This window comes from Burkholderia sp. IDO3, from assembly GCF_003366075.1.
GTDB lineage: Bacteria > Pseudomonadota > Gammaproteobacteria > Burkholderiales > Burkholderiaceae > Burkholderia > Burkholderia anthina.
Genome location: NZ_CP028963.1, coordinates 3,151,927 through 3,172,940, shown reverse-complemented (window position 1 = coordinate 3,172,940; position 21,014 = coordinate 3,151,927). Strand labels below are relative to the sequence as shown.

Here is a 21,014-nt window from a genome sequence, read left to right as displayed (position 1 = left end):
GGCGCCGGGCAGCCGTGGACGGCGGCGCATGCCGCCTCGTTCGGGAAAATATTCTGCCCGGATCAACTCAAGGTTGCCACTGAGTGAGCAGGCGATGCAACTCGGCGATATCCGTTTCGTTGTGCAGACGCTCGCGCGCGTCGCGATCGGACAGCAGTTGCGCGATTTCCGACAGGATCTCGAGGTGTTGCTGGGTGGCTTGCTCGGGGACGAGCAGGAAAATCAGGAGACCGACCGGCTGGCCGTCGGGCGCTTCGAACGGGATCGCATCGGCGAGCCGCACGAACGCGGCGAGCGGGTGCTTGAGCCCCTTGATACGCCCGTGCGGAATCGCGACGCCTTCGCCGAGCCCGGTCGAGCCGAGGCGCTCGCGCGCGAACAGGTTGTCCGTGACGGTGCTGCGGGCGATGCCGTTCTGATTCTCGAAGATCAGCCCGGCTTGTTCGAAGACGCGTTTCTTGCTGGTGACGGAGAGGTCGATGACGACGTTCTCTATGGGCAGGATTTTGGCTAGGCGATTCATGTTGGCAGGCGATTGGGCGGCCTGGGGTCTCCTTGCTGCGGCAGACTGATTTTCCATGTTCGGCGATATCAAGGCGTTCGGTATCGGCAACCTGCAAGGCAGCTACCGCACCAACGCCCCCCGGCGATAACCGGAACATTATAGAGCACAGCCGCGCGCGTGGCGCAGCATGGACGGACCGGTCGCACCACTGCGTCGAAGTCACAAAAAAAACGCCCGGCGAACCGGGCGGCGTGTGTGCTGCAGTAACCGTTATTGCGGCGGCAGTTCGATCTGGTCGATCGACGGCTGCAGCTTGATCGGATCGTGTGCGTGCGTTTGCAGACGCTCCATGTGCTTGACGACCTGGCGATCCAGCTTGTCGATCAGCAGATCGATCGCGGCGTACAGGTTACCGTTCGCGCTTTCGACGAAGATGTCCTTGCCCTTCAGGTGCAGATTGATTTCCGCGCGCTGCTGCTTGTCCTTTTCCTTGTGGTTGTCGACCGAGAGGATCACAGTGCCATCGATCACCTGATCGCTATGGCGTAGCACCCGGTCCAGCTTGGTGATCACGTATTCGCGAATGGCAGGCGTGACTTCGAGATGATGTCCACTGATCTTCAGGTTCATAGTGCTTCTCCAAGCGAGTGACCACCCGGCCGCATCGAGGCGGCGCTCCGGTCGACTTGCCCCTGCCGCACGTAGCGGCAAATTCGCGGACAGGTCGCCCGGCCTGTTCCCCGTGTGCGCGGTGGCCGGAACACGCCTGCCGCCGGGCAGGCAGCAGGCTTAAAGAGACTTGCGCAGATTCACTGCCGGGATTTTGAGGGCTTCGCGATACTTGGCGACCGTGCGGCGCGCAACCACGAAACCCTGTTCTGCCAGCAGCTCGGCAATGCGGCTGTCCGAAAGTGGCGATTTTGGGTCTTCAGCTCCTATCAGTTGCTTGATCAGGGCTCGGATGGCGGTCGACGAAGCGGCGCCTCCGGTGTCGGTCGAAACGTGTGATCCGAAGAAGTACTTAAATTCAAGCGTCCCGAACGGGGTCAGCATGTACTTGCCTGTTGTCACACGGCTGACAGTCGACTCGTGTAGGCCCAGCGTATCAGCTATTTCCCGCAAAACCAAGGGGCGCATGGCAATTTCACCGTGCGCAAAGAAATTCTTCTGACGCTCGACAATAGCCTGCGCGACACGCAGGATCGTGTCGAAGCGCTGCTGGATGTTCTTGATCAGCCAGCGCGCTTCCTGGAGCTGCTGTTTCAACGATCCGGCCGACGGATCGCCGCGGCTGTTGCGCAGGATGTTCGCGTACAGGTTGTTGATCCGCAGGCGCGGCATCACTTCCGGATTGAGTTCCGCAAGCCAGCTCTGGCCGGACTTCTTCACGATGATGTCGGGCACGACGTAGTCGGCTTCGGCCTTGCCGTAGGCGGCGCCCGGGAACGGCTCCAGCGAGCGGATCAGCGTGTGCGCGTCGCGCAGCGCGTCGTCGCTCGCCTTCAGGTGCTTGCGCAGCCGCGTGAAATCGCGCGCGGCGAGCAGTTCGAGATGCTGCGACACGATTTCGAGCGCGAGCGTGCGGGTGGGGGACGGATCGAGGCGCAGCAGCTGCAGCTTCAGGCATTCGGATGCCGAGCGCGCACCGACCCCGGCGGGGTCGAAGCTGTGCAGCAGCGCGAGCGCCGCGTTCAGTTCGTCGCAGTCGATTTCGAGTTCGGCTGGCAAATCGGCGAGCACTTCGTCGAGCGACGCGGTCAGGTAGCCGTCGTCGTCGAGCGATTCGATCAGGAACATCACGAGCGCGCGATCGCGCGGGCCGGCCTGCGTGACGCGCAGTTGCGCGGAGAGATGGTCGCGCAGCGACGTCGCGGCTTCCTGCACCTGCAGCGGCGGCAGGTCGTCGTCGTCCGATGCGCCGCTCGAGCGGCCGAACTCGTCGAGATTCCACTGCGGGCCGTCGTTGCCGTCGCCGGATGCGTAGCCGTCGTATTCGTCGGCGCCGGCCGGTTCGTCGCGTTCGGCGCGCTCGCCCGACTGGCTGCTGCCGTTCGCGGCGGCAGGTTCGGTGCTTTGCGCGGGCGGCGTCTGCGCGATCAGCGATCCATCCGCCGCGACACGCAGCGGACTCGCGATCCATTCATCGTCGTTTTCGAGCAGCGGATTCTGCGCGACGGCCATCGCGACTTCCTGTTGCAGTTCGAGCGTCGACAACTGCAGAAGCCGGATCGACTGCTGTAGCTGCGGCGTCAGCGCCAAATGTTGCGACAGGCGGAGTTGAAGGCTGGCTTTCATGGCAGAGAGGGAGTCATACCGGCAGTGTGCCACGACCCAGGCGCCTTGAGCCATCCGCGATTACGCGCGGCGCGCCGCCCGGCCGCGGGTAGGGCGGCGACATGGCTGGAAAGCCGCGTGCGGCCCCGCACGGCGGTGCCGGGCGGGGGGCGGCCAGCCACGAGGGGAGTTACATGCGGAAGTGTTCGCCGAGGTACACGCGGCGTACGCTTTCGTTCTCGATGATGTCGCTCGGCGCGCCGGCGGCGAGCACCGAACCGTCGCTGATGATGTATGCGTGGTCGCAGATGCCGAGCGTTTCGCGGACGTTGTGATCGGTAATCAACACGCCGATGTTGCGCTGCTTCAGGAACTTGACGATCTTCTGGATCTCGAGCACCGCGATCGGATCGACGCCGGCGAACGGTTCGTCGAGCAGGATGAAGTTCGGGTTGGTCGCGAGCGCACGCGCGATTTCGACGCGACGGCGTTCGCCGCCCGACAGCGACAGCGCCGGATTCTCGCGCAGGTGGGCGATCTGCAGCTCGTCGAGCAGCGCCTCGGTGCGCGACGCGATCGCGTCCTTCGACAGCCGCTTGCCGTCGTCGCCGTACTGCAGCTCGAGCACCGCGCGGATGTTCTCCTCGACGGTCAGCTTGCGGAACACGGACGCTTCCTGCGGCAGGTACGACAGGCCGAGCGATGCGCGCTTGTGGATCGGCAGCAGGCTGATCGAGCTGCCGTTCAGCGAAATCTCGCCCGCGTCGAGCGGCACGAGGCCCACGATCATGTAGAACGACGTCGTCTTGCCGGCGCCGTTCGGGCCGAGCAGGCCGACGACCTCGCCGCTCTTCACGTCGAGCGACACGTCCTTGACGACGGTGCGCGAGCCGTAGCGCTTCTTCAGGTTGCGGACGACGAGCGAACTCGTCGTGCCGGCCGGCTGGCGATTCGGTAGCGCGTTCATTGGCCCGGCGCTCCCTGGATCGTGGTCGACGGCGACAGCTTCGCCGGCGCGCCGTTCAGCGGCCCTGCGCCGCCGTTCTTCGGCGACAGCATCGCGCGCACGCGGCCGGTCGGGTTGCCCGGCGCCGCGACGTCCTTGCCGCCCTTCGCGGTGTAGAAGTCGTGCTGGCCGTCGTACGTGATCACGCTGCCGTGCACGGTGTCGGCGATGGTCGACGTGCCCTGCAGGCGGCGCACGGTGGCCGCGGTCGTCAGCGTCGTCAGGTCCTGCTTGCCGTCGTAGTCGATGCGCTCGGCGTCGCCGTCGATGTACTCGTCGAGACCTTCGCGCTTCTGGCGGAACGTCGCATGCTTCTTGCCGCTGCCGAACGACGTCGCGTACTGATAGCCTTCCGGGTCCTGGCGCACTTCGACGCGGTCGCCCTTGATGATGATCGTGCCCTTCGTGATCACGACGTTGCCGGTCGCGACCGTGACCTGCTTCAGGTCGTCATAGGTCAGGTTGTCCGCCTCGACGTTGATCGGCTTGTTCTGGTCGGCCTTCTCGGCATGGGCGAGCGGCGCCAGCCCGACGAGCGGGAGCGCCACGAGCGTCGCGGCGAGCGCGGCGCGGACGGCGCGCGCAGCGCCGCCGGAATTCGGTCGAGGGAACGGTTCGTTCATGCAGTCACGTGAGGGATGCGTCACCTGGATTGAGCTTTCGAGCCGCCGGACGCGTCGGACGCGGCAATCGTGCCGCGCACGTTGCCGTAAAGCTCGATGACCCGGGTGACGTTGTTGTACTTCATGCCGTCGGTCGCGTTGACGAGCGACAGGCCGCGCTGAAGTTTAACCGGCTTTTCGGTCTGGATCACATCGTCATTGACGAAGATCCGGAAATGCTGGGAATCGGCCTGCATCTGCGGATCGCCGCCGCCGGCCACGCGCAGGATGCGCGCGTCGTCGTACAAATCGACGATCGACACGTCGCCGTTGACGGTGCCGCGCTTCGCGGTGGTCGTCACGACCGGCTTGCCGGGCTGGAACGCGCGCATGGCCGGATCGGTCAGGTCGCTGTTTTCGGTGTCTTCGTAATGGATCAGCTTCGCGGCCGTCAGCCGGTACTGGGTCGTGCCGGACTGGTCGAGCTCGGTGACCGAGAAGTTGTCCGCGAAATAGTCGGGCGTATGGCGCTTCGGCTGCACGGCGCCCTCGCCGGGCGGCGGCAGCGTCGCCTGCAGCAGCCACCACGTGATGCCCGCGAGCGCGGCGACCGCGACGAGCGGCAGCAACTGGGTCCAGCGGAAGTGCGTGTTCATCCGTCAGGCTCCGCAGGCGGCCGCGAGCATGGCGTCGTAGCGGCGTTGCGCGCGCAGGATCGCGTCGCACACTTCGCGCACGGCGCCGTGGCCGCCGCGGGCCTCGGCCACCCAGTGCGCGCGGGCGATCACCTCGGGGTGCGCATTGGCCGGCGCGGTCGCGAAGCCGCAGCGCAGCATCACCGGCAGGTCGGGCCAGTCGTCGCCCATGTAGCCGCAGGCGTCGGCGCCGATGCCGAGCGACGCGATCAGATCGGCGAACACGGCGAGCTTGTTCTCGACGCCCTGGAACAGGTGCGCGATCTTCATTTCCTTCGCGCGCGCCGCGACGATGTCCGAGCGGCGGCCGGTGATGATCGCGGTCGCGATGCCGGCCTCGCCGAGCAGCTTCACGCCGTGGCCGTCAAGCGAATTGAACGACTTCATCGCGTCGCCGGCCGCGGTAAACAGCAGGCCGCCGTCGGTTAGCACGCCGTCGACGTCGAAAATCATCAGCTTCACGCGGCTCGCGCGTTCGGCCGCAGTCAGCGCTGCGCTCATCAGATCACCTTCTTCGAAAACAGGTCGTGCATGTTCAGCGCGCCGATCAGCACGCCGTCGGCATCGACCACCAGCATCTGGTTGATCCGGTGGCGCTCCATCAGTTCCACGGCTTCGACCGCGAGATGTTCGGGGCCGATCGTGCGCGGCTCGCGGGTCATCACGTCGACGATCGGCAGCGCGCGGAAATCGCCGTCGCGGGCGAGCACGCGGCGCAGGTCGCCGTCGGTGAAGATGCCAGCGACGCGGCCGTCGGCATCGACCACGGCCGTCATGCCCATCCGCTTTGCGGTAATCTGGAACAGCGCGTCCGACAGCGTCGCGTCGGCGCCGACCAGCGGCACGTCGTCGCCCGAACGCATCACGTCGCGCACATGGGTGAGCAGGCGGCGGCCGAGCGCACCGCCCGGATGCGAGCGCGCGAAATCCTCGGAACCGAAGCCGCGCGCGTCGAGCACCGCGACGGCGAGCGCATCGCCGAGCGCGAGCGCGGCGGTCGTGCTCGCGGTGGGCGCGAGATTCAGCGGGCACGCTTCCTTCGAGACCGCGGCGTTCAGGTTCACGTCGGCGAGCGTGCCGAGGCTCGATTCCGCGCGACCCGTGATCGCGATCAGCTTTGCACCGATTCGCTTGACGAGTGGCAGGATCGCGACGAGTTCTTCCGACTCGCCCGAATACGAGATACCGATGAAGACGTCGTCCGACGTGACCATGCCGAGGTCGCCGTGGCTGGCTTCGGCCGGATGGACGAAGAAGGCCGGCGTGCCGGTGCTCGCCAGCGTGGCCGCGATCTTGCGGGCGATATGCCCCGATTTGCCGATGCCGGACACCACCACGCGGCCGCGGCAGCCGAGCAGCAGCGCAACGGCCTGGACGAAGTCGCCGTCGAGCTGGTCGCGCAGCGCGCGTACGGCGTCCGCCTCGATGTCGAGCACGTCGCGGGCGAGCGCGAGCGCCCGATCATCATTGATTTTCGCTATCATGCGCGGAGTATAGCAAAGGCGTTTGTTCGCCGCGCCGGGCCTTCGGACTCGTCCGAGGTCGCCTGACCACCGCCACCACCCGTGCCCGCATTGCCGTGGCCCCGACGAACGAGGACGCTTCGCCTGTGATTTCCCCGCTCGAAATGACCCTGCTGCTGCTGCTGGCCTCGGTGGTGGGTGTCGTCGTATTCCGCTCGCTGAACCTGCCGCCGATGCTCGGCTACCTGACAGTCGGCATCCTGGTCGGCCCGCACGCGTTCGGCATTGCCGCGGACCTCGAACGGGCCGAACACCTCGCGGAATTCGGCGTGGTGTTCCTGATGTTCTCGATCGGCCTCGAATTCTCGCTCGCGAAGCTCAGGGCGATGCAGCGGCTCGTGTTCGGGCTCGGACTGCTGCAGGTCGTCGCGACGCTCCTGCTCGCGGTCGTGCTCGGCTTCCTGTTCGAGCGCTGGGTGCACATCACGTGGCAGGGTGCCGTCGCGCTCGGCGGCGCGCTCGCGATGTCGTCGACGGCGATCGTGTCGAAGATGCTCGCCGAGCGGCTCGAGATCGAGACTGCCCACGGCCGCAACATCTTCGGCGTGCTGCTGTTCCAGGATCTCGCGGTGGTGCCGCTCCTGATCGTGATCGCCGCGTTCGGCGCGGAATCGTCGAAGGATCTCGCGATCACGCTCGGCTTCGCGGCGGTCAAGATCGTGATCGCGCTCGCGCTGCTGCTGATCGTCGGCCAGCGCTTCATGACGCGCTGGCTCAACGTCGTCGCGCGGCGCCGCTCGCAGGAGCTGTTCGTGCTGAACCTGCTGCTTGTCACGCTCGGCGCCGCCTTCATCACCGACCGCTTCGGCCTGTCGCTCGCGCTCGGCGCGTTCATCGCCGGGATGCTGATCTCCGAGACGCCGTTCCGCCATCAGGTCGAGGAGGACATCAAGCCGTTTCGCGACGTGCTGCTCGGCCTGTTCTTCGTGACGACGGGGATGCTGCTCGATCCGCGCGTGATCTGGGAGCATCCGCTCCTCGTGTTCGGCTTCTTCGTCGGCCAGATCCTGTTCAAGGGGACGATGATCGCGGGGCTCGCGCGGCTGTTCGGCGCGACGCCGGGCGTCGCGATGCGCACCGGCATCGGGCTCGCGCAGGCCGGCGAATTCGGCTTCGTGCTGCTGAACCTGATCCTCGACCGGCATCTGGTCGATTCGACGCTGCTGCAGGCGATCCTCGCGTCGATGCTGCTGTCGATGCTCGCCGCGCCGTTCCTGATCCAGAACGCCGACCGGATCGTGATGCGGCTGTCGTCGACGGAATGGATGCAGCAATCGCTGCAGATGACGCGGATCGCGACGCAAAGCCTCAAGCAGCGCGGCCACGTGATCATCTGCGGCTACGGCCGCGCGGGCCAGAACCTGGCGCGCATGCTCGAGCAGGAAGGCATTTCGTACGTCGCGCTCGACCTCGATCCCGATCGCGTGAGCGCGGCCGCGACCGCCGGCGAATCCGTCGTGTTCGGCGATGCGGCGCGCCGCGAATCGCTGCTCGCGGCCGGTATCCACCGCGCGGCGGCCGTCGCGATCACCTATGCGAACACGCCGTCCGCGCTGCGCGTGCTGCACCATGTGCACGAGCTGGAGCCGACGCTGCCGGCGATCGTGCGCACCGTCGACGATGCCGATCTCGAGAAGCTGCTCGCGGCCGGCGCGACCGAGGTGATTCCGGAGATCGTCGAGGGCAGCCTGATGCTCGCGTCGCATACGCTGGTGCTGGTCGGCGTGCCGATGCGCAAGGTCGTGCGGCGCGTCGAGGAGATGCGCGACGAGCGCTACAGCCTGCTGCGCGGCTATTTCCGCGGCGCGGACGACGCGGACGACGACGATCACGAGCAGGTGCGGCTACAATCTGTGCCGGTCGACGCGCGCGCGGACGCGGTCGGGCGCTCGCTGGAGGAGCTCGGGCTGTATGCGCTCGGGCTGGAAGTCACGGCGATCCGCCGGCACGGCATTCGCGGCGTCGAACCCGATCCGCAGACCAAGCTGCGCGCGAGCGACATCGTCGTGCTGCGCGGGCTGCCCGAGGCGCTCGCGCTCGCGGAGGAACGGCTGTCGCGCCATCGGCGCGAGCCGCCGACCGCGGTCGCCTGAGTCGCCGGAGTCGCGATTCGATAACCTGACCCGTATTTATTCGAAACGGTGCCCGATCTTCGCGCACCGTTTTTTTCGGAGAGTGTCATGCCGCATTCGTCGTCGGGCGCACCGCTCGATCCGGTCGCCTTCATTCACAGCCAGATCCGCACGGTGCCCGACTGGCCGCAGCCGGGCGTGATGTTCCGCGACATTACGACGCTGCTGCAGAGCCCGAAGGCGCTGCGCATCCTCGTCGACCTGTTCGTCGAACGCTATGTCGATGCGAAGCTCGACTACGTCGCGGGGCTCGATGCGCGCGGCTTCATCATTGCGCCGATCGTCGCGTACGAACTGAGCGTCGGCTTCGTGCCGATCCGCAAGGTCGGCAAGCTGCCGTACAAGACGCGCTCCGAATCGTACGACCTCGAATACGGCAGCGCGACGGTCGAGATCCACGAAGACGCGTGCCGCCCCGGCGACCGCGTGATCATCATGGACGACCTGATCGCGACCGGCGGCACGATGATGGCGGGGCGCAACCTGCTGCAGCGGCTCGGCGCGGTCGTCGTCGAGGGCGCGGCGATCATCGACCTGCCGGATCTCGGCGGCTCGACGCTGTTGCGCAACGCGGGGCTGCCCGTCTATACCGTCACCGAATTCGCCGGCCACTGAACCACCGAACGCCGGCCCACGCCGCGAGGTCACGATGCCCAACTTCATGCTGTTTCTCGCGACGTCGATCGCGATCACGTTCGCGCCGGGTCCCGACAACCTGCAGGTGCTCGCGCGCGGCATCTCGCAGGGGCGCGCCGCCGGTTTCGTCGCGGCGCTCGGCTTCACGGCCGGAATCCTGTTCCACACGACGCTGGCGGCGCTCGGCGTCGCGGCCGTGCTGCGTTCGTCGCCGGTCGCATTCCAGACGCTGAAGCTCGCGGGCGCCGCGTACCTCGTGTGGATCGGCATCAAGGCGCTGCGCAGCCAGGGCCTCGCGAACGCGCACGAGCGTCCGCCGCAGCCGCTCGGCGCGATCTTCCGCCAGAGCGTGATCGGCAACCTGATGAACCCGAAGGTCACGCTGTTCTTCGTCGTGTTCCTGCCGCAGTTCGTCGATCCGCACGGCGTGCAGAGCGTGACGCTGCAGATGTTCGAGCTGGGTGCGCTGTTCATGCTGCAGACGGCCGCGATCTTCACGCTGTTCGGCGTCGGCGCGGGCGCGATCGGCACGTGGCTGAAGCGCCGCCCGAAGGCCGGCGTGTGGCTCGACCGGATCGCCGGCGCGACGTTCATCGCGATCGGCATCCGCGTCGCGCTGAAGGACTGAGCCCGATGACGTTTCCGTGCATTGCGGCCGCGCGCCGTTTCGATCCGGCCGCGCACCTGCGTTTCGAGATCGCCGGCGAGCAGGTCGGCTGGGTGCGTCGCCAGGACGTCGCGAAGCTCGCCCGCTGGCCCGACGTGTTCGAGCTGACCGACGCGCGCGTGGTGCTGTCGGCGCGCTACGACACCGCGGACGCGCGCAGCATGGCGCTCGCGAGCGCGATCGGCGCGCTGGCGGCCGAGGGCGCGATCCCGGGCTGGCGCGACGAGATCTATGCGATCCGCAACCGCTTCGACGATCCGCCGCTCGCTTACATCGAGCGCGCCGCGTCGCGCTTTTTCGGCACGCAGACCTATGCGGTCCACCTGAACGGCATCGTAGAATATGCGGCTGCGCCCGGTTCGCCCGCGGTGCCGCAGATGTGGCTCGGCCGCCGCAGCGCGACCAAGGCGACCGACCCCGGCATGCTCGACAACGTCGTGGCGGGCGGTATCGGCTGGGGCCTGGGCGTTCACGAGACGCTTACGAAGGAATGCTGGGAAGAGGCCGGCATGCCGGCCGAACTGGCGGCGCGTGCGATCGCGGGCCGCGCGGTGCAGGTGCTGTGCTCGCTGCCGGAAGGCACGCAGTCCGAACTGATCTTCGTGTACGACCTGCCGCTGCCGCGCGACTTCGCGCCGCACAACCAGGACGGCGAAGTGGCCGAGCACCTGCTGGCCGGCGTGCCCGAGGTGATCGGCTGGTTGCGCGAGGGTCGCGCGACGATGGATGCGAGCCTCGCGATGCTCGACACGCTGTTGCGCCATCGCTGGCTCGCGGCGGCGGATGCCGAGGGCATCGACGCGCTGTTCGCGCCGCCCGCGTGACGCGCGCCCGGGCTAAAGCGCAGCCGCGCGAACGGGCTATTTGACGAATACCGAAACGAAGGGAGTAGCGGTCATGCCGACCGATCACAGCTTTATCTTGAAACTGTCGTGCCCCGACCGGCACGGCATCGTCCACGCGGTCTCGGGCTTCCTGTTCGAGCGCAGCAACAACATCCTCGACTCGGCGCAGTTCGGCGACAGCCGCACCAGCGAGTTCTTCATGCGCGTGCACTTCGAGCAGGATGCCGACGGCACGGACGCCGCGTCGGCGCTCGACACGCTCCGCCAGGAATTCGCGCCGCTCGCCGAGCAATTCGGGATGCGCTGGGAGCTGCACGACGCAGCCGTGAAGCCGCGCGTCGTGATCATGGTGTCGAAGATCGGCCATTGCCTGAACGACCTGCTGTTCCGCTATCGCACCGGCCAGCTGCCGATCGAGATTCCGGCGATCGTGTCGAACCACAAGGAGTTCTACCAGCTCGCCGCGAGCTACAACATTCCGTTTCATCACTTCCCGCTCGTCGGCGGTTCGTCCGATGCGGCGAAGGCCGCGCAGGAAGCGCGCGTGCTGGAAGTGATCGACGAACACCGGGCCGATCTCGTCGTGCTCGCGCGCTACATGCAGATCCTGTCGCCGAACATGTGCCAGCAGCTCGCCGGCCGCGCGATCAACATCCACCATTCGTTCCTGCCGAGCTTCAAGGGCGCGAAGCCGTACTACCAGGCGTTCGACCGCGGCGTGAAGCTGATCGGCGCGACCGCGCACTACGTGACGACCGATCTCGACGAAGGCCCGATCATCGAGCAGGAAGTCGAGCGCGTCGACCACAGCATGACGCCCGACCAGTTGACCGCGATCGGCCGCGACGTCGAGTGCGTGACGCTTGCGCGCGCGGTGAAGTGGCACGTCGAGCACCGGATCGTGCTGAACGGGACCAAGACGGTCGTGTTCCGCTGATCGGCTGCCGGCGGGAGGGCCGGCCCCGGATGGCCGTCCCCCACAAACAAAAACGCCGCGCCCTTTTCGGGGCGCGGCGTTTTTTGTTGCGCGACGTGCGCGGCGTCAGATCAGCCGCAACATGTACAGTTCGCGCTTCAGGTACGCATAGAAGATCGGCGCGGCGATCACGCCGGGGAGCCCGAACGCGGCTTCCATGATCAGCATCGCGAGCAGCAGCTCCCACGCGCGCGACTCAATCTGGCCGCCGATGATCTTCGCGTTCAGGAAGTATTCGAACTTGTGGATGATCACGAGGAACGCGAGCGACGCGATCGCGGTGCCCATGCTGACCGATAGCGACACCGCGACGATCAGCGTGTTCGAGATCAGGTTGCCGATCACCGGCAGCAGGCCGACGATGAAGGTCACGAGCACCAGCGTTTTCGACAGCGGCAGCTGCTGGTGGAAGATCGGCAGCGCGACGAGCAGGTAGATGGCCGTGAAGGCCGCGTTGATCGCCGAGATCTTGATCTGCGCGAACACGATCCGGCGGAACGATTCGGCAAAGCGCGACACGCGCGTGACGAGGGCGGTCGACAGCGGCCGGCGCACCTTGCCGTGCTCGACGCCGATCGCGATCATCGCGCCGATGATCATCCCGAACACCACGTGGCCGAAGCCGCGCGCGACGCTCTTGCCGCCTTGCTGGAGCTGATCCATGTGCGAGTGCATCAGCACCGCCGCCTTGGTCTTCATCTGTTCGACGTCGACGGGCAGCAGGTTCGCGATCCACGCCGGCGTGCGCGCGCGCGTCTGCTCGACGATCTGCATCAGTTGGCCGAGCAGGGTCTGCAGGTTCGGCACCGTGTGCTCGAAGTGTTCGATGATGCCGATCGTCAGGCCGGTGAGCCCGCCGACGATCGCGATCGACAGCAGCACGACGGCGACCCAGCGCGCCCGCATGCTGGTGGTGTGGCGTTCGATCACCGGCGCGATCGTGTGGATGAGCTGGTAGACCAGCATGCCGGCCAGCAGCCCGCCGAGGAGCCTCAGTTCGATGACGAGCACCATCGAGACGAGGGCGAACAGGTAGCTGCCGATCTCGATCGCCGACAACTTCGGCAGGCTGAAGTCGCTCGTCAGCCGCACGCTGCGCAGGTGCGGCTCGCGGTTCTGCGTGTCGCGCGACTCTTGTTGCTTCTCCATCGTGGATTCCTGTCGTTCGTGTGTCATGCCGCGCGATGGGCGGCAGAGCGGCGTTCGCCGGGCATCGCACCGGGTTGGTGCGGACGGCGAATCTTACGACCGTAAAGTATAGCTGCCATTATGGTCCGCCATGAGGCAGTTTGACTCATGGTGTAAACGCAGAAGGGAAAACCACTGAATGGAAAGCGCGGGGGCGAGCGCCGCCGCGGGCCCGAACCGTGCGCGGCCGGGCGGCTGCGCACGGTAGAGGGGCGCCGTCAGCCGGCCGCCGCCTTGCGGGTCGGGCGTTTGAGCAGCGGAGCGAGGTATTTGCCGGTGAAGCTGGCCTTGGTCTTCGCGACTTGCTCGGGCGTGCCCTGCGCGATGATCTGGCCGCCGCCGGCGCCGCCCTCGGGGCCGAGGTCGATCACCCAGTCGGCCGTCTTGATCACGTCGAGGTTGTGCTCGATGATCACGACCGTATTGCCCTGGTCGCGCAGCCGGTGGATCACCTCGAGCAGCAGCGCGATGTCGTGGAAGTGCAGGCCGGTGGTCGGCTCGTCGAGGATGTACAGCGTGCGGCCGGTGTCGCGCTTGGACAGCTCCAGCGACAGCTTCACGCGCTGCGCCTCGCCGCCCGACAGCGTCGTGGCCGACTGGCCGAGGCGGATGTAGCCGAGGCCGACATCGAGCAGCGTCTTCAGCTTGCGGGCGATGACCGGCACCGCGCTGAAGAATTCGTACGCGTGTTCGACCGTCATGTCGAGCACTTCGCTGATGTTCTTGCCCTTGTACTGCACTTCGAGCGTTTCGCGGTTGTAGCGCTTGCCGTGGCACACGTCGCACGGCACGTACACGTCCGGCAGGAAGTGCATCTCGACCTTCAGCACGCCGTCGCCCTGGCACGACTCGCAGCGGCCGCCCTTCACGTTGAACGAGAAGCGGCCCGGGTCGTAGCCGCGCTCCTTCGCGGTCGGCACGCCCGAGAACAGCTCGCGGATCGGCGTGAACAGGCCCGTGTAGGTGGCCGGGTTCGAGCGCGGCGTGCGGCCGATCGGCGACTGGTCGACGTTGATGACCTTGTCGAAGTGCTCGAGCCCCTCGATCGCCTCGTGCGCCGCCGGTTCGGCCGACGAGCCGTACAGGTGGCGCGCGACCGCGTGATACAGCGTGTCGTTGATCAGCGTCGACTTGCCGGAGCCCGACACGCCGGTGATGCAGGTCAAGAGGCCGACCGGCAGTTCGAGATCGACGTGCTGCAGGTTGTTGCCGTGCGCGTCGACGATGCGCAGCATCCGCTCGGGATCGGGCGCGAGGCGCTCGTCCGGATATTCGATCGTGCGCTTGCCGACGAGGTACTGGCCCGTCAGCGACTGCGGGTTCGACTGCACCTGCTTCGGCGTGCCTTCGGCGACCACCACGCCGCCGTGTTCGCCGGCGCCCGGGCCCATGTCGACGACGTAGTCGGCCGTGCGGATCATGTCCTCGTCGTGCTCGACGACGATCACCGAGTTGCCGAGGTCGCGCAGGTGCTTGAGCGTGCCGATCAGGCGGTCGTTGTCGCGCTGGTGCAGGCCGATCGACGGCTCGTCGAGCACGTACATCACGCCGGTCAGGCCCGAGCCGATCTGCGACGCGAGCCGGATCCGCTGCGCCTCGCCGCCCGACAGGGTCTCCGCGCTGCGCTCGAGCGACAGGTAGTCGAGGCCGACGTTGTTCAGGAAGGTCAGGCGCGCGACGATTTCCTTGATCACCTTGTCGGCGATCTCGCGCTTCGCGCCGTCGAGCGTCAGGCCGTCGAAGTAGCCGAGCGCGTCGCGCAGCGGCCAGCCGCTGATTTCATAGATGCCGCGCGCGTAGTCGCCGGTGCCGACGCGCACGTGGCGCGCTTCGCGGCGCAGGCGCGTGCCTTCGCACGACGGGCACGGCTGGTTGTTCTGGTACTTCGACAGCTCTTCGCGCACCGCGACCGAATCGGTCTCGCGGTAGCGGCGCTCGAGGTTCGGGATGATCCCTTCGAACACGTGCTCGCGGATCGTCGTGCGGCCGCGTTCGTTGATGTACGAGAACGGGATCGTCTGCTTGCCCGAGCCGAACAGCAGCACCTTGCGGATCTTTTCAGGCAGATCCTCGAAGGCGGCGTCGATGTCGAATTCGTAGAACGCCGCGAGGCTCTGCAGCATCTGGAAGTAGAACTGGTTGCGGCGGTCCCAGCCTTTCACGGCGCCCGCGGCGAGCGACAGCGACGGGTGCGCGACGACCCGCTTCGGATCGAAGAACGTGATCTGGCCGAGGCCGTCGCATTCCGGGCAGGCGCCCATCGGGTTGTTGAACGAGAACAGCCGCGGCTCGAGTTCCTGCAGCGAATACGAGCAGATCGGGCACGCGAACTTCGAGCTGAACAGATGCTCGCGGTCGGACTCCATCTCGAGCGCGATCGCGCGGCCGTCGGCGAGGCGCAGCGCGGTCTCGAACGATTCCGCGAGGCGCTGCTTCATGTCCGGGCGCACCTTCAGGCGATCGACGACGACGTCGATCGTGTGCTTGTCGTTCTTCTTCAGCTTCGGCAGCGACTCGACCTCGTAGATCTTCGCGACGCCTTCGTTCGCGGTGCCGCCGCCCGAGCGCACGCGAAAGCGCACGAAGCCCTGGGCCTGCATGTCCTCGAACAGCTCGGCGTGCTCGCCCTTGCGGTTCGCGACGACCGGCGCGAGGATCATCAGCTTGGTTTCCTCGGGCAGCGCCAGCGCGGCGTCGACCATCTGCGACACGCTCTGCGCCTCGAGCGGGATGTCGTGGTCGGGGCAGTACGGCGTGCCGACACGTGCGAACAAAAGTCGCAGGTAGTCGTGGATCTCGGTGACCGTGCCGACGGTCGAACGCGGGTTGTGGGACGTCGCCTTCTGCTCGATCGAGATCGCGGGCGACAGGCCCTCGATCAGGTCGACGTCGGGCTTCTCCATCAACTGCAGGAACTGGCGGGCATACGCGGACAGGCTTTCGACGTAGCGGCGCTGCCCTTCGGCATAAAGGGTATCGAACGCGAGCGACGACTTGCCTGACCCGGACAACCCGGTAATCACGACGAGCTTGTGGCGCGGCAGGTCGAGATTGACGTTTTTCAGGTTGTGGGTACGTGCCCCACGGATACGGATCTGTTCCATGAACCTGGCGAAAATGGAGGGAACCAAACCTGCTACTATAACGGCTTTTCGAGGCCGTCGTTGGGGGCCCCCAGCCTCGGCAGCAGTTGGCAGCAAGGCAGTGCCCGCGCCGGGAAAACGGCCGCGCCGCGCGGCTTCGCACGGCCCGCGGGCTGCCTGCGTCATGGCCCGGCAAGCGACTTGCCCGGCCTGCCAGGCCGGTGGCCCTGATCTTCCGCCGCCCGCCGCCGGGCGGACAATCCGATCATTCGAAATTCATTCCCGATGTCCAATCCGTCCGCCACGTCTTCCCGCATGAGCGCGCCCGAACTGCGCGCGACCACGTCGCTCGCGGCGATCTTCGCGCTGCGCATGCTCGGCCTGTTCATGATCATGCCGGTGTTTTCGGTCTATGCGAAAACCATCCCGGGCGGCGACAACGTGCTGCTCGTCGGCCTTGCGCTCGGGGCCTACGGCGTCACGCAGTCGCTGCTGTACATCTTCTACGGGTGGGCGTCCGACAAGTTCGGCCGCAAGCCCGTGATTGCCACCGGCCTGCTGATCTTCGCGCTCGGCAGCTTCGTCGCCGCGTTCGCGCACGACATCACGTGGATCATCGTCGGCCGCGTGATCCAGGGGATGGGCGCCGTGTCGTCCGCGGTGCTCGCGTTCATCGCCGACCTGACCTCCGAGCAGAACCGCACCAAGGCGATGGCGATGGTCGGCGGCTCGATCGGCATGTCGTTCGCGATCGCGATCGTCGGCGCGCCGATCGTGTTCCACTGGGTCGGGATGAGCGGCCTGTTCGCGATCGTCGGCGTGCTGTCGATCCTCGCGATCGGCGTCGTGCTGTGGATCGTGCCCGACGCGGCGAAGCCGGTGCACGTGCCCGCGCCGTTCGCCGAGGTGCTGCACAACGTCGAACTGCTGCGCCTGAACTTCGGCGTGCTCGTGCTGCATGCGACGCAGACGGCGCTGTTCCTCGTCGTGCCGCGCCTGCTGGTCGACGGCGGGCTGCCGGTCGCGTCGCACTGGAAGGTCTACCTGCCGGTGATGGGGCTCGCGTTCGTGATGATGGTCCCCGCGATCATCGTCGCGGAAAAACGGGGCAAGATGAAACCGGTGCTGCTCGGCGGCATTCTGGCTATCCTGATCGGCCAATTGCTGCTGGGCAGCGCGCCGCATACCATCCTGATTGTGGCGGCGATCCTGTTCGTGTACTTCCTGGGCTTCAACATCCTGGAAGCGTCGCAGCCGTCGCTCGTGTCGAAGCTCGCGCCGGGTTCGCGCAAGGGCGCGGCCACGGGCGTCTACAACACCACGCAGTCGATCGGGCTCGCGCTCGGCGGCATCGCGGGCGGCTGGCTGCTGAAGCACGGCGGCGCGGATACCGTCTTTTATGCATGCTCGGGGCTCGTTGCCGCGTGGCTTATAATCGCGGCCAGCATGAAAGCGCCGCCGCCGCGCAAGGCCTGAACCTTCTTTTCGGGCAGGCGTCGGCGGCGCTCGCCGGCTTGCCCGGCGGGCCGCTCCGACGACTTTCGCGGGCGGCCCCGCATCGAATTTACTGGAGAAACACATGGCATCCGTCAACAAGGTCATCCTCGTCGGCAATCTCGGCGCCGATCCTGAAGTCCGTTACCTGCCGAGCGGCGACGCGGTTGCGAACATTCGTCTCGCAACGACCGATCGCTATAAAGACAAGGCGAGCGGCGATTTCAAGGAAATGACCGAGTGGCACCGCGTCGCGTTTTTCGGCCGTCTCGCCGAAATCGTCAGCGAGTACCTGAAGAAGGGCTCGTCGGTCTATATCGAAGGCCGCATCCGCACGCGCAAGTGGCAAGGCCAGGACGGCCAGGATCGCTATTCGACCGAAATCGTCGCGGATCAAATGCAGATGCTCGGCGGCCGCGGCGGTGCGGGCGGCGGCGGTGGCGGCGGTGACGAAGGCGGTTACGGCGGCGGCTACGGTGGTGGTGGCGGCGGTCGCGGCGGTGAACAGATGGAACGCGGCGGCGGTGGTCGTGCCGGCGGCGCGTCGCGCGGCGGTGCAGGCGGCGGCCAGAGCCGTCCGAGCGCGCCGGCAGGCGGCGGCTTCGACGAGATGGACGACGATATCCCGTTCTAGGAGGAACGTTAGTTCCTAGTGTAAGGATAGACCCGAGTTTCCAAGCTAAATCAGCGATTTAGCCTGGATCTTTGGGTCTTTTTTCGTTTACACATTATTCGATCTAGGCGGAACGTGCCTAATCGGTAAAAAATGGGTTCCGTTCATTGGATGAAGCCTATCGTGACCAGCTATGCAGTTCGCGAAGTTCGCCTTGAGAACGGCGAACGCTTCCCTCTTCTGGTGTATGGAGATCCGGTTGGGCTGCCTTCCCGTTCAGGAGGCGGTAGCGATAAGCAACGATCGTCGGCGCCTTTGCAAAGATGCTCAACGCCTGGTCCAGTACAGGCGGCCAGTCACCGTCATCGACGTGAAGCGCCGAAATCACCGATCGCAATGCCGTCATATGGGAAATATCCCTGGGCAAGGCGTCGATCAGTCGTGTGATGCCGACGGGCAAGGTGCGCCGCGCGGCCAACTGGCTGTGAAACTGAACTGACTCCAACGTACCGGGTAGGTGCTCATGCAAGAGCAGGTACAAGACGTCCTCATACGTGTTTTGTTGAGCCAGTTCCGCAACCCAGAAGCCACGATAGATGAGTTCCCCCTTTTTCCCCGTTCGCATAGCTGATCGCGCTCTTGGCGATGGCGACGTCTTCAAGACCGATTCAGATTTCGAAGGAGCGGTGGCGCCCGCGCGGTGGGTAGCAAGTCCAGCTTCTCGCAGGCCAGCGCCGGCCCAAATCGGCGTGGCGCTCCCGAATCAGGCTCAAACACGGCGTGCCAAATTCTCGGGAAGTTGATGGTTGCTCGCATGGCCGCGACGCTGTGAAATCAGCCCGGCCGGGCCAGCAGCGCGATACCGGGCGACCAGCCGCTCGATCTGCTGTCTACATGATCGTGAGTCGCTCCGCGGATCGCGATCATGTAGACAGCAGTGGGCGTCAGATGGTGCGCTGGGTTGCCGGCGAGATAGACGGCGGTCACCAGGTAGTTGAACAGGCCCGAGAGGATGTCGAGCGCCTGATGGCAGTTGCGCTCGGCCAGTGCGCCCGTCAAAGAGCCGCCGCGGCGCGGCAACGTCGGATCGATCGCGGCATTGAGAAAAGACATTGTCGCGTCATCTGCACAGCGCATCCCGAGCGGCCTGAAGTATTTCTTGCGACAGAGCTTCGTTGTCGACCACGCGCGACATCATCAGCGCACCGATCATGGCTGACGCGGCCGCCAGTGACTTGCCACTTTTGCTCGCTTCCGTGCCTCCCAACTGTTCCGCAATGAGACCTGCGAGACGTAAAAACCCGGCCGTCGCGACTTGCCGCGTGCGCGCGTCGGCTCTCGCCATATCTCCACCCAGCGCTGCAAACGGGCAGCCAATCGACATATTGTCTCGATGCGTGACCGACAGGTAACGCTCCGCAATCTCCCGGCGCGCCTCACGCGGCGGCTTCCCCTGCACGAACGACTCGAGCGTCTCGTATAGCGTCGCGCTGGCGACATTGCATGCTTCCGCCACGAGATGGTCCTTCGACTCGAAGTGCCGATAAAACCCGCCTGGGGTCAAGCCGGCAGCCGACATGATGTCGGCAATCCCTGCGCCAACCACGCCCTTTTCGCGCAGCTCCCTTGCGGCGGTTTCCACGATCCGCTTGCGGGTCTCGTTTGCCTCTTCCCTGGACTTTCTCATGTCGATCAGGCGCCTGAGCGCTCCATGTAAAACATTTCATTGACACTTAGAGTGTATTCATACTCTAATTGGATGTCGATCATACTCTTATTTGTCCAAGGGGGTGGAAGTGGGACAAGACTGGAAGCATGGCTACGTGCATACCAACGGCATTCGCATGCACTACGTGGAGCAGGGTTCCGGGCCGCTGGTCCTGCTCTGTCATGGGTGGCCGGAATCGTGGTTTTCGTGGCGCCATCAAATCACGCCGCTGGCGGGGGCCGGGTATCGGGTTGTCGCGATGGATCAGCGCGGCTACGGCGACACCGATGCGCCTCAAGCGATCGATGCCTATACCGTCCTGAATCTCGTCGCGGATCTGGTCGGCCTCGTTCATGCGCTGGGGGAAAGACAGGCGATTCTGGTCGGGCACGACTGGGGATCGATGGTCACGGCGGCCGCCGCGCTGCTTCGTCCGGACATGTTCACCCAACTAGCCTTGCTGAGCGTGCCGTATCTGCCGCGCCAGACACTGCGGCCGTCCGTCCGCCTGCAATTGCTTTCGCAGGAGCAGCATTTCTATCAGCAGTATTTTCAGGAACCTGAACGAATCGAACGCGAGCTGGAAGCCGACATTCGACTCTCGTTGCTGGGCATTCTGTATTCGGCCTCGGGGCAGGCTCGCTCGAGCGAAAAGCACCGCCATGCCAGCTTCGTCCGTTTCGACAAGGCCAGCCGCCTGGTCGACAGTCTCGTGTTTCCCGACGAGCAACCCGCGTGGCTGACGACGGAAGAGCTCGACTACTTTACGGCACAGTTCATGAGATCGGGCTTCCGGGGTGGCATCAACTGGTACCGGAACTTCGATCGGAACTGGGAGCTGACGCCGTTCCTGGACGGTGCGAGGCTCCTACAGCCCACCGTCTTCATCGCGGGTGAACTGGACGGCGTGCTGAAGATGGCGAAGGACGAATACGAGACGCTCGAACGCAACGTGCCCAACCTGAATGGCAAACACCTGATTGCAGGAGTCGGGCATTACGCGCAACAAGAAGCGCCCGATGCGGTCAATCGGCTGCTGCTGTCGTTCCTGTCCACCCGGGGATAGG

The 21,014-nt window shown here is 65.8% G+C and carries 20 protein-coding genes and 1 pseudogene; 8 read left to right on the top strand and 13 right to left on the bottom strand.

What is annotated here, in order from left to right; genetic code table 11:
• Window positions 1–67: 67 nt before the first annotated feature.
• The 8 genes from DCN14_RS29550 to kdsD all read right to left on the bottom strand — a co-directional run bounded on the left by DCN14_RS29550 (window position 68) and on the right by kdsD (window position 6,566).
• Window positions 68–580: a PTS sugar transporter subunit IIA gene (locus tag DCN14_RS29550; protein WP_059451610.1), complete on the bottom strand. Its 513-nt coding sequence runs from the start codon at window positions 578–580 to the stop codon at window positions 68–70.
• A gap of 195 nt (window positions 581–775) precedes the next feature.
• Window positions 776–1,135 carry a ribosome-associated translation inhibitor RaiA gene (gene raiA / locus DCN14_RS29545; RefSeq protein ID WP_006477786.1) on the bottom strand — a complete coding sequence of 120 codons (360 nt, stop codon included), beginning with the start codon at window positions 1,133–1,135 and terminating at the stop codon, window positions 776–778.
• Window positions 1,136–1,294: 159 nt separating this feature from the next.
• The gene (locus DCN14_RS29540; RefSeq protein ID WP_096507359.1) at window positions 1,295–2,800 is read right to left on the bottom strand and encodes an RNA polymerase factor sigma-54; all 1,506 of its coding nucleotides are present in this window, start codon (window positions 2,798–2,800) and stop codon (window positions 1,295–1,297) included.
• A 169-nt stretch (window positions 2,801–2,969) separates the two neighbouring features.
• Complete coding sequence (gene lptB, locus DCN14_RS29535; RefSeq protein WP_096507358.1) at window positions 2,970–3,746, bottom strand: LPS export ABC transporter ATP-binding protein; 777 nt, start codon at window positions 3,744–3,746, stop codon at window positions 2,970–2,972.
• Window positions 3,743–4,408 carry a lipopolysaccharide transport periplasmic protein LptA gene (lptA, locus tag DCN14_RS29530; RefSeq protein WP_096507357.1) on the bottom strand — a complete coding sequence of 222 codons (666 nt, stop codon included), beginning with the start codon at window positions 4,406–4,408 and terminating at the stop codon, window positions 3,743–3,745. The genes lptB and lptA overlap by 4 nt, the downstream gene beginning before the upstream one ends.
• A 20-nt stretch (window positions 4,409–4,428) precedes the next feature.
• The gene (gene lptC / locus DCN14_RS29525; protein ID WP_096507356.1) at window positions 4,429–5,043 is read right to left on the bottom strand and encodes an LPS export ABC transporter periplasmic protein LptC; all 615 of its coding nucleotides are present in this window, start codon (window positions 5,041–5,043) and stop codon (window positions 4,429–4,431) included.
• 3 nt (window positions 5,044–5,046) lie between these two features.
• Entirely contained in the window at window positions 5,047–5,583 is a 537-nt protein-coding gene (locus DCN14_RS29520) for an HAD family hydrolase (RefSeq protein WP_096507355.1), read from the bottom strand.
• Window positions 5,583–6,566: an arabinose 5-phosphate isomerase KdsD gene (gene kdsD, locus DCN14_RS29515; protein ID WP_096507354.1), complete on the bottom strand. Its 984-nt coding sequence runs from the start codon at window positions 6,564–6,566 to the stop codon at window positions 5,583–5,585. Before kdsD ends, DCN14_RS29520 begins: the two co-directional genes overlap by 1 nt.
• Before the next feature lie 125 nt (window positions 6,567–6,691).
• On the opposite strand from kdsD, the gene DCN14_RS29510 reads away from it, so the two are divergent.
• The 5 genes from DCN14_RS29510 (at window position 6,692) to purU (ending at window position 11,822) form a co-directional block, all read left to right on the top strand.
• Window positions 6,692–8,698, top strand: coding sequence for a monovalent cation:proton antiporter family protein (locus tag DCN14_RS29510; protein WP_096507353.1), 2,007 nt, complete (start codon window positions 6,692–6,694; stop codon window positions 8,696–8,698).
• 87 nt (window positions 8,699–8,785) lie between these two features.
• Window positions 8,786–9,352 (top strand): adenine phosphoribosyltransferase, encoded by a 567-nt coding sequence (locus DCN14_RS29505; protein ID WP_034179054.1) that lies wholly within the window; start codon window positions 8,786–8,788, stop codon window positions 9,350–9,352.
• Window positions 9,353–9,386: 34 nt separating this feature from the next.
• Window positions 9,387–10,001 (top strand): LysE family translocator, encoded by a 615-nt coding sequence (locus DCN14_RS29500; protein WP_096507352.1) that lies wholly within the window; start codon window positions 9,387–9,389, stop codon window positions 9,999–10,001.
• A 5-nt stretch (window positions 10,002–10,006) separates the two neighbouring features.
• Window positions 10,007–10,864 carry a DUF4743 domain-containing protein gene (locus DCN14_RS29495; RefSeq protein ID WP_096507351.1) on the top strand — a complete coding sequence of 286 codons (858 nt, stop codon included), beginning with the start codon at window positions 10,007–10,009 and terminating at the stop codon, window positions 10,862–10,864.
• A gap of 73 nt (window positions 10,865–10,937) precedes the next feature.
• On the top strand, window positions 10,938–11,822 hold the full coding sequence (gene purU, locus DCN14_RS29490) for a formyltetrahydrofolate deformylase (RefSeq protein WP_096507350.1): 885 nt from the start codon (window positions 10,938–10,940) through the stop codon (window positions 11,820–11,822).
• Window positions 11,823–11,927: 105 nt separating this feature from the next.
• On the opposite strand, the gene DCN14_RS29485 is transcribed toward purU, so the two are convergent.
• Together DCN14_RS29485 and uvrA are read right to left on the bottom strand one after the other, a co-directional pair.
• A complete protein-coding gene (locus DCN14_RS29485; protein WP_162826254.1) occupies window positions 11,928–13,010 on the bottom strand; it encodes an AI-2E family transporter in 1,083 nt (360 codons plus the stop codon).
• 257 nt (window positions 13,011–13,267) lie between these two features.
• Complete coding sequence (gene uvrA / locus DCN14_RS29480; protein WP_096507349.1) at window positions 13,268–16,153, bottom strand: excinuclease ABC subunit UvrA; 2,886 nt, start codon at window positions 16,151–16,153, stop codon at window positions 13,268–13,270.
• A 264-nt stretch (window positions 16,154–16,417) separates the two neighbouring features.
• Between uvrA and DCN14_RS29470 the strand changes: the two genes are divergently transcribed.
• Together DCN14_RS29470 and DCN14_RS29465 are read left to right on the top strand one after the other, a co-directional pair.
• A complete protein-coding gene (locus DCN14_RS29470; protein WP_096507348.1) occupies window positions 16,418–17,608 on the top strand; it encodes an MFS transporter in 1,191 nt (396 codons plus the stop codon).
• Between the two features lie 103 nt (window positions 17,609–17,711).
• Window positions 17,712–18,260 carry a single-stranded DNA-binding protein gene (locus DCN14_RS29465; protein WP_096507347.1) on the top strand — a complete coding sequence of 183 codons (549 nt, stop codon included), beginning with the start codon at window positions 17,712–17,714 and terminating at the stop codon, window positions 18,258–18,260.
• A 157-nt stretch (window positions 18,261–18,417) separates the two neighbouring features.
• Here DCN14_RS29465 and DCN14_RS29460 read toward each other — a convergent pair whose 3' ends face one another.
• From DCN14_RS29460 to DCN14_RS29445, 3 genes and pseudogenes are all read right to left on the bottom strand, one after another.
• Entirely contained in the window at window positions 18,418–18,864 is a 447-nt protein-coding gene (locus tag DCN14_RS29460; RefSeq protein ID WP_096507346.1) for a citrate/2-methylcitrate synthase, read from the bottom strand.
• A 332-nt stretch (window positions 18,865–19,196) separates the two neighbouring features.
• A pseudogene (locus DCN14_RS38825) lies at window positions 19,197–19,328 on the bottom strand (site-specific integrase); the annotation flags it as partial.
• Between the two features lie 31 nt (window positions 19,329–19,359).
• Complete coding sequence (locus DCN14_RS29445) at window positions 19,360–19,926, bottom strand: TetR family transcriptional regulator (protein WP_096507344.1); 567 nt, start codon at window positions 19,924–19,926, stop codon at window positions 19,360–19,362.
• 109 nt (window positions 19,927–20,035) lie between these two features.
• Here DCN14_RS29445 and DCN14_RS29440 point away from each other — a divergent pair, with 109 nt between their 5' ends.
• A complete protein-coding gene (locus DCN14_RS29440) occupies window positions 20,036–21,013 on the top strand; it encodes an alpha/beta hydrolase (RefSeq protein ID WP_203368151.1) in 978 nt (325 codons plus the stop codon).
• Window position 21,014 lies beyond the last annotated feature (1 nt).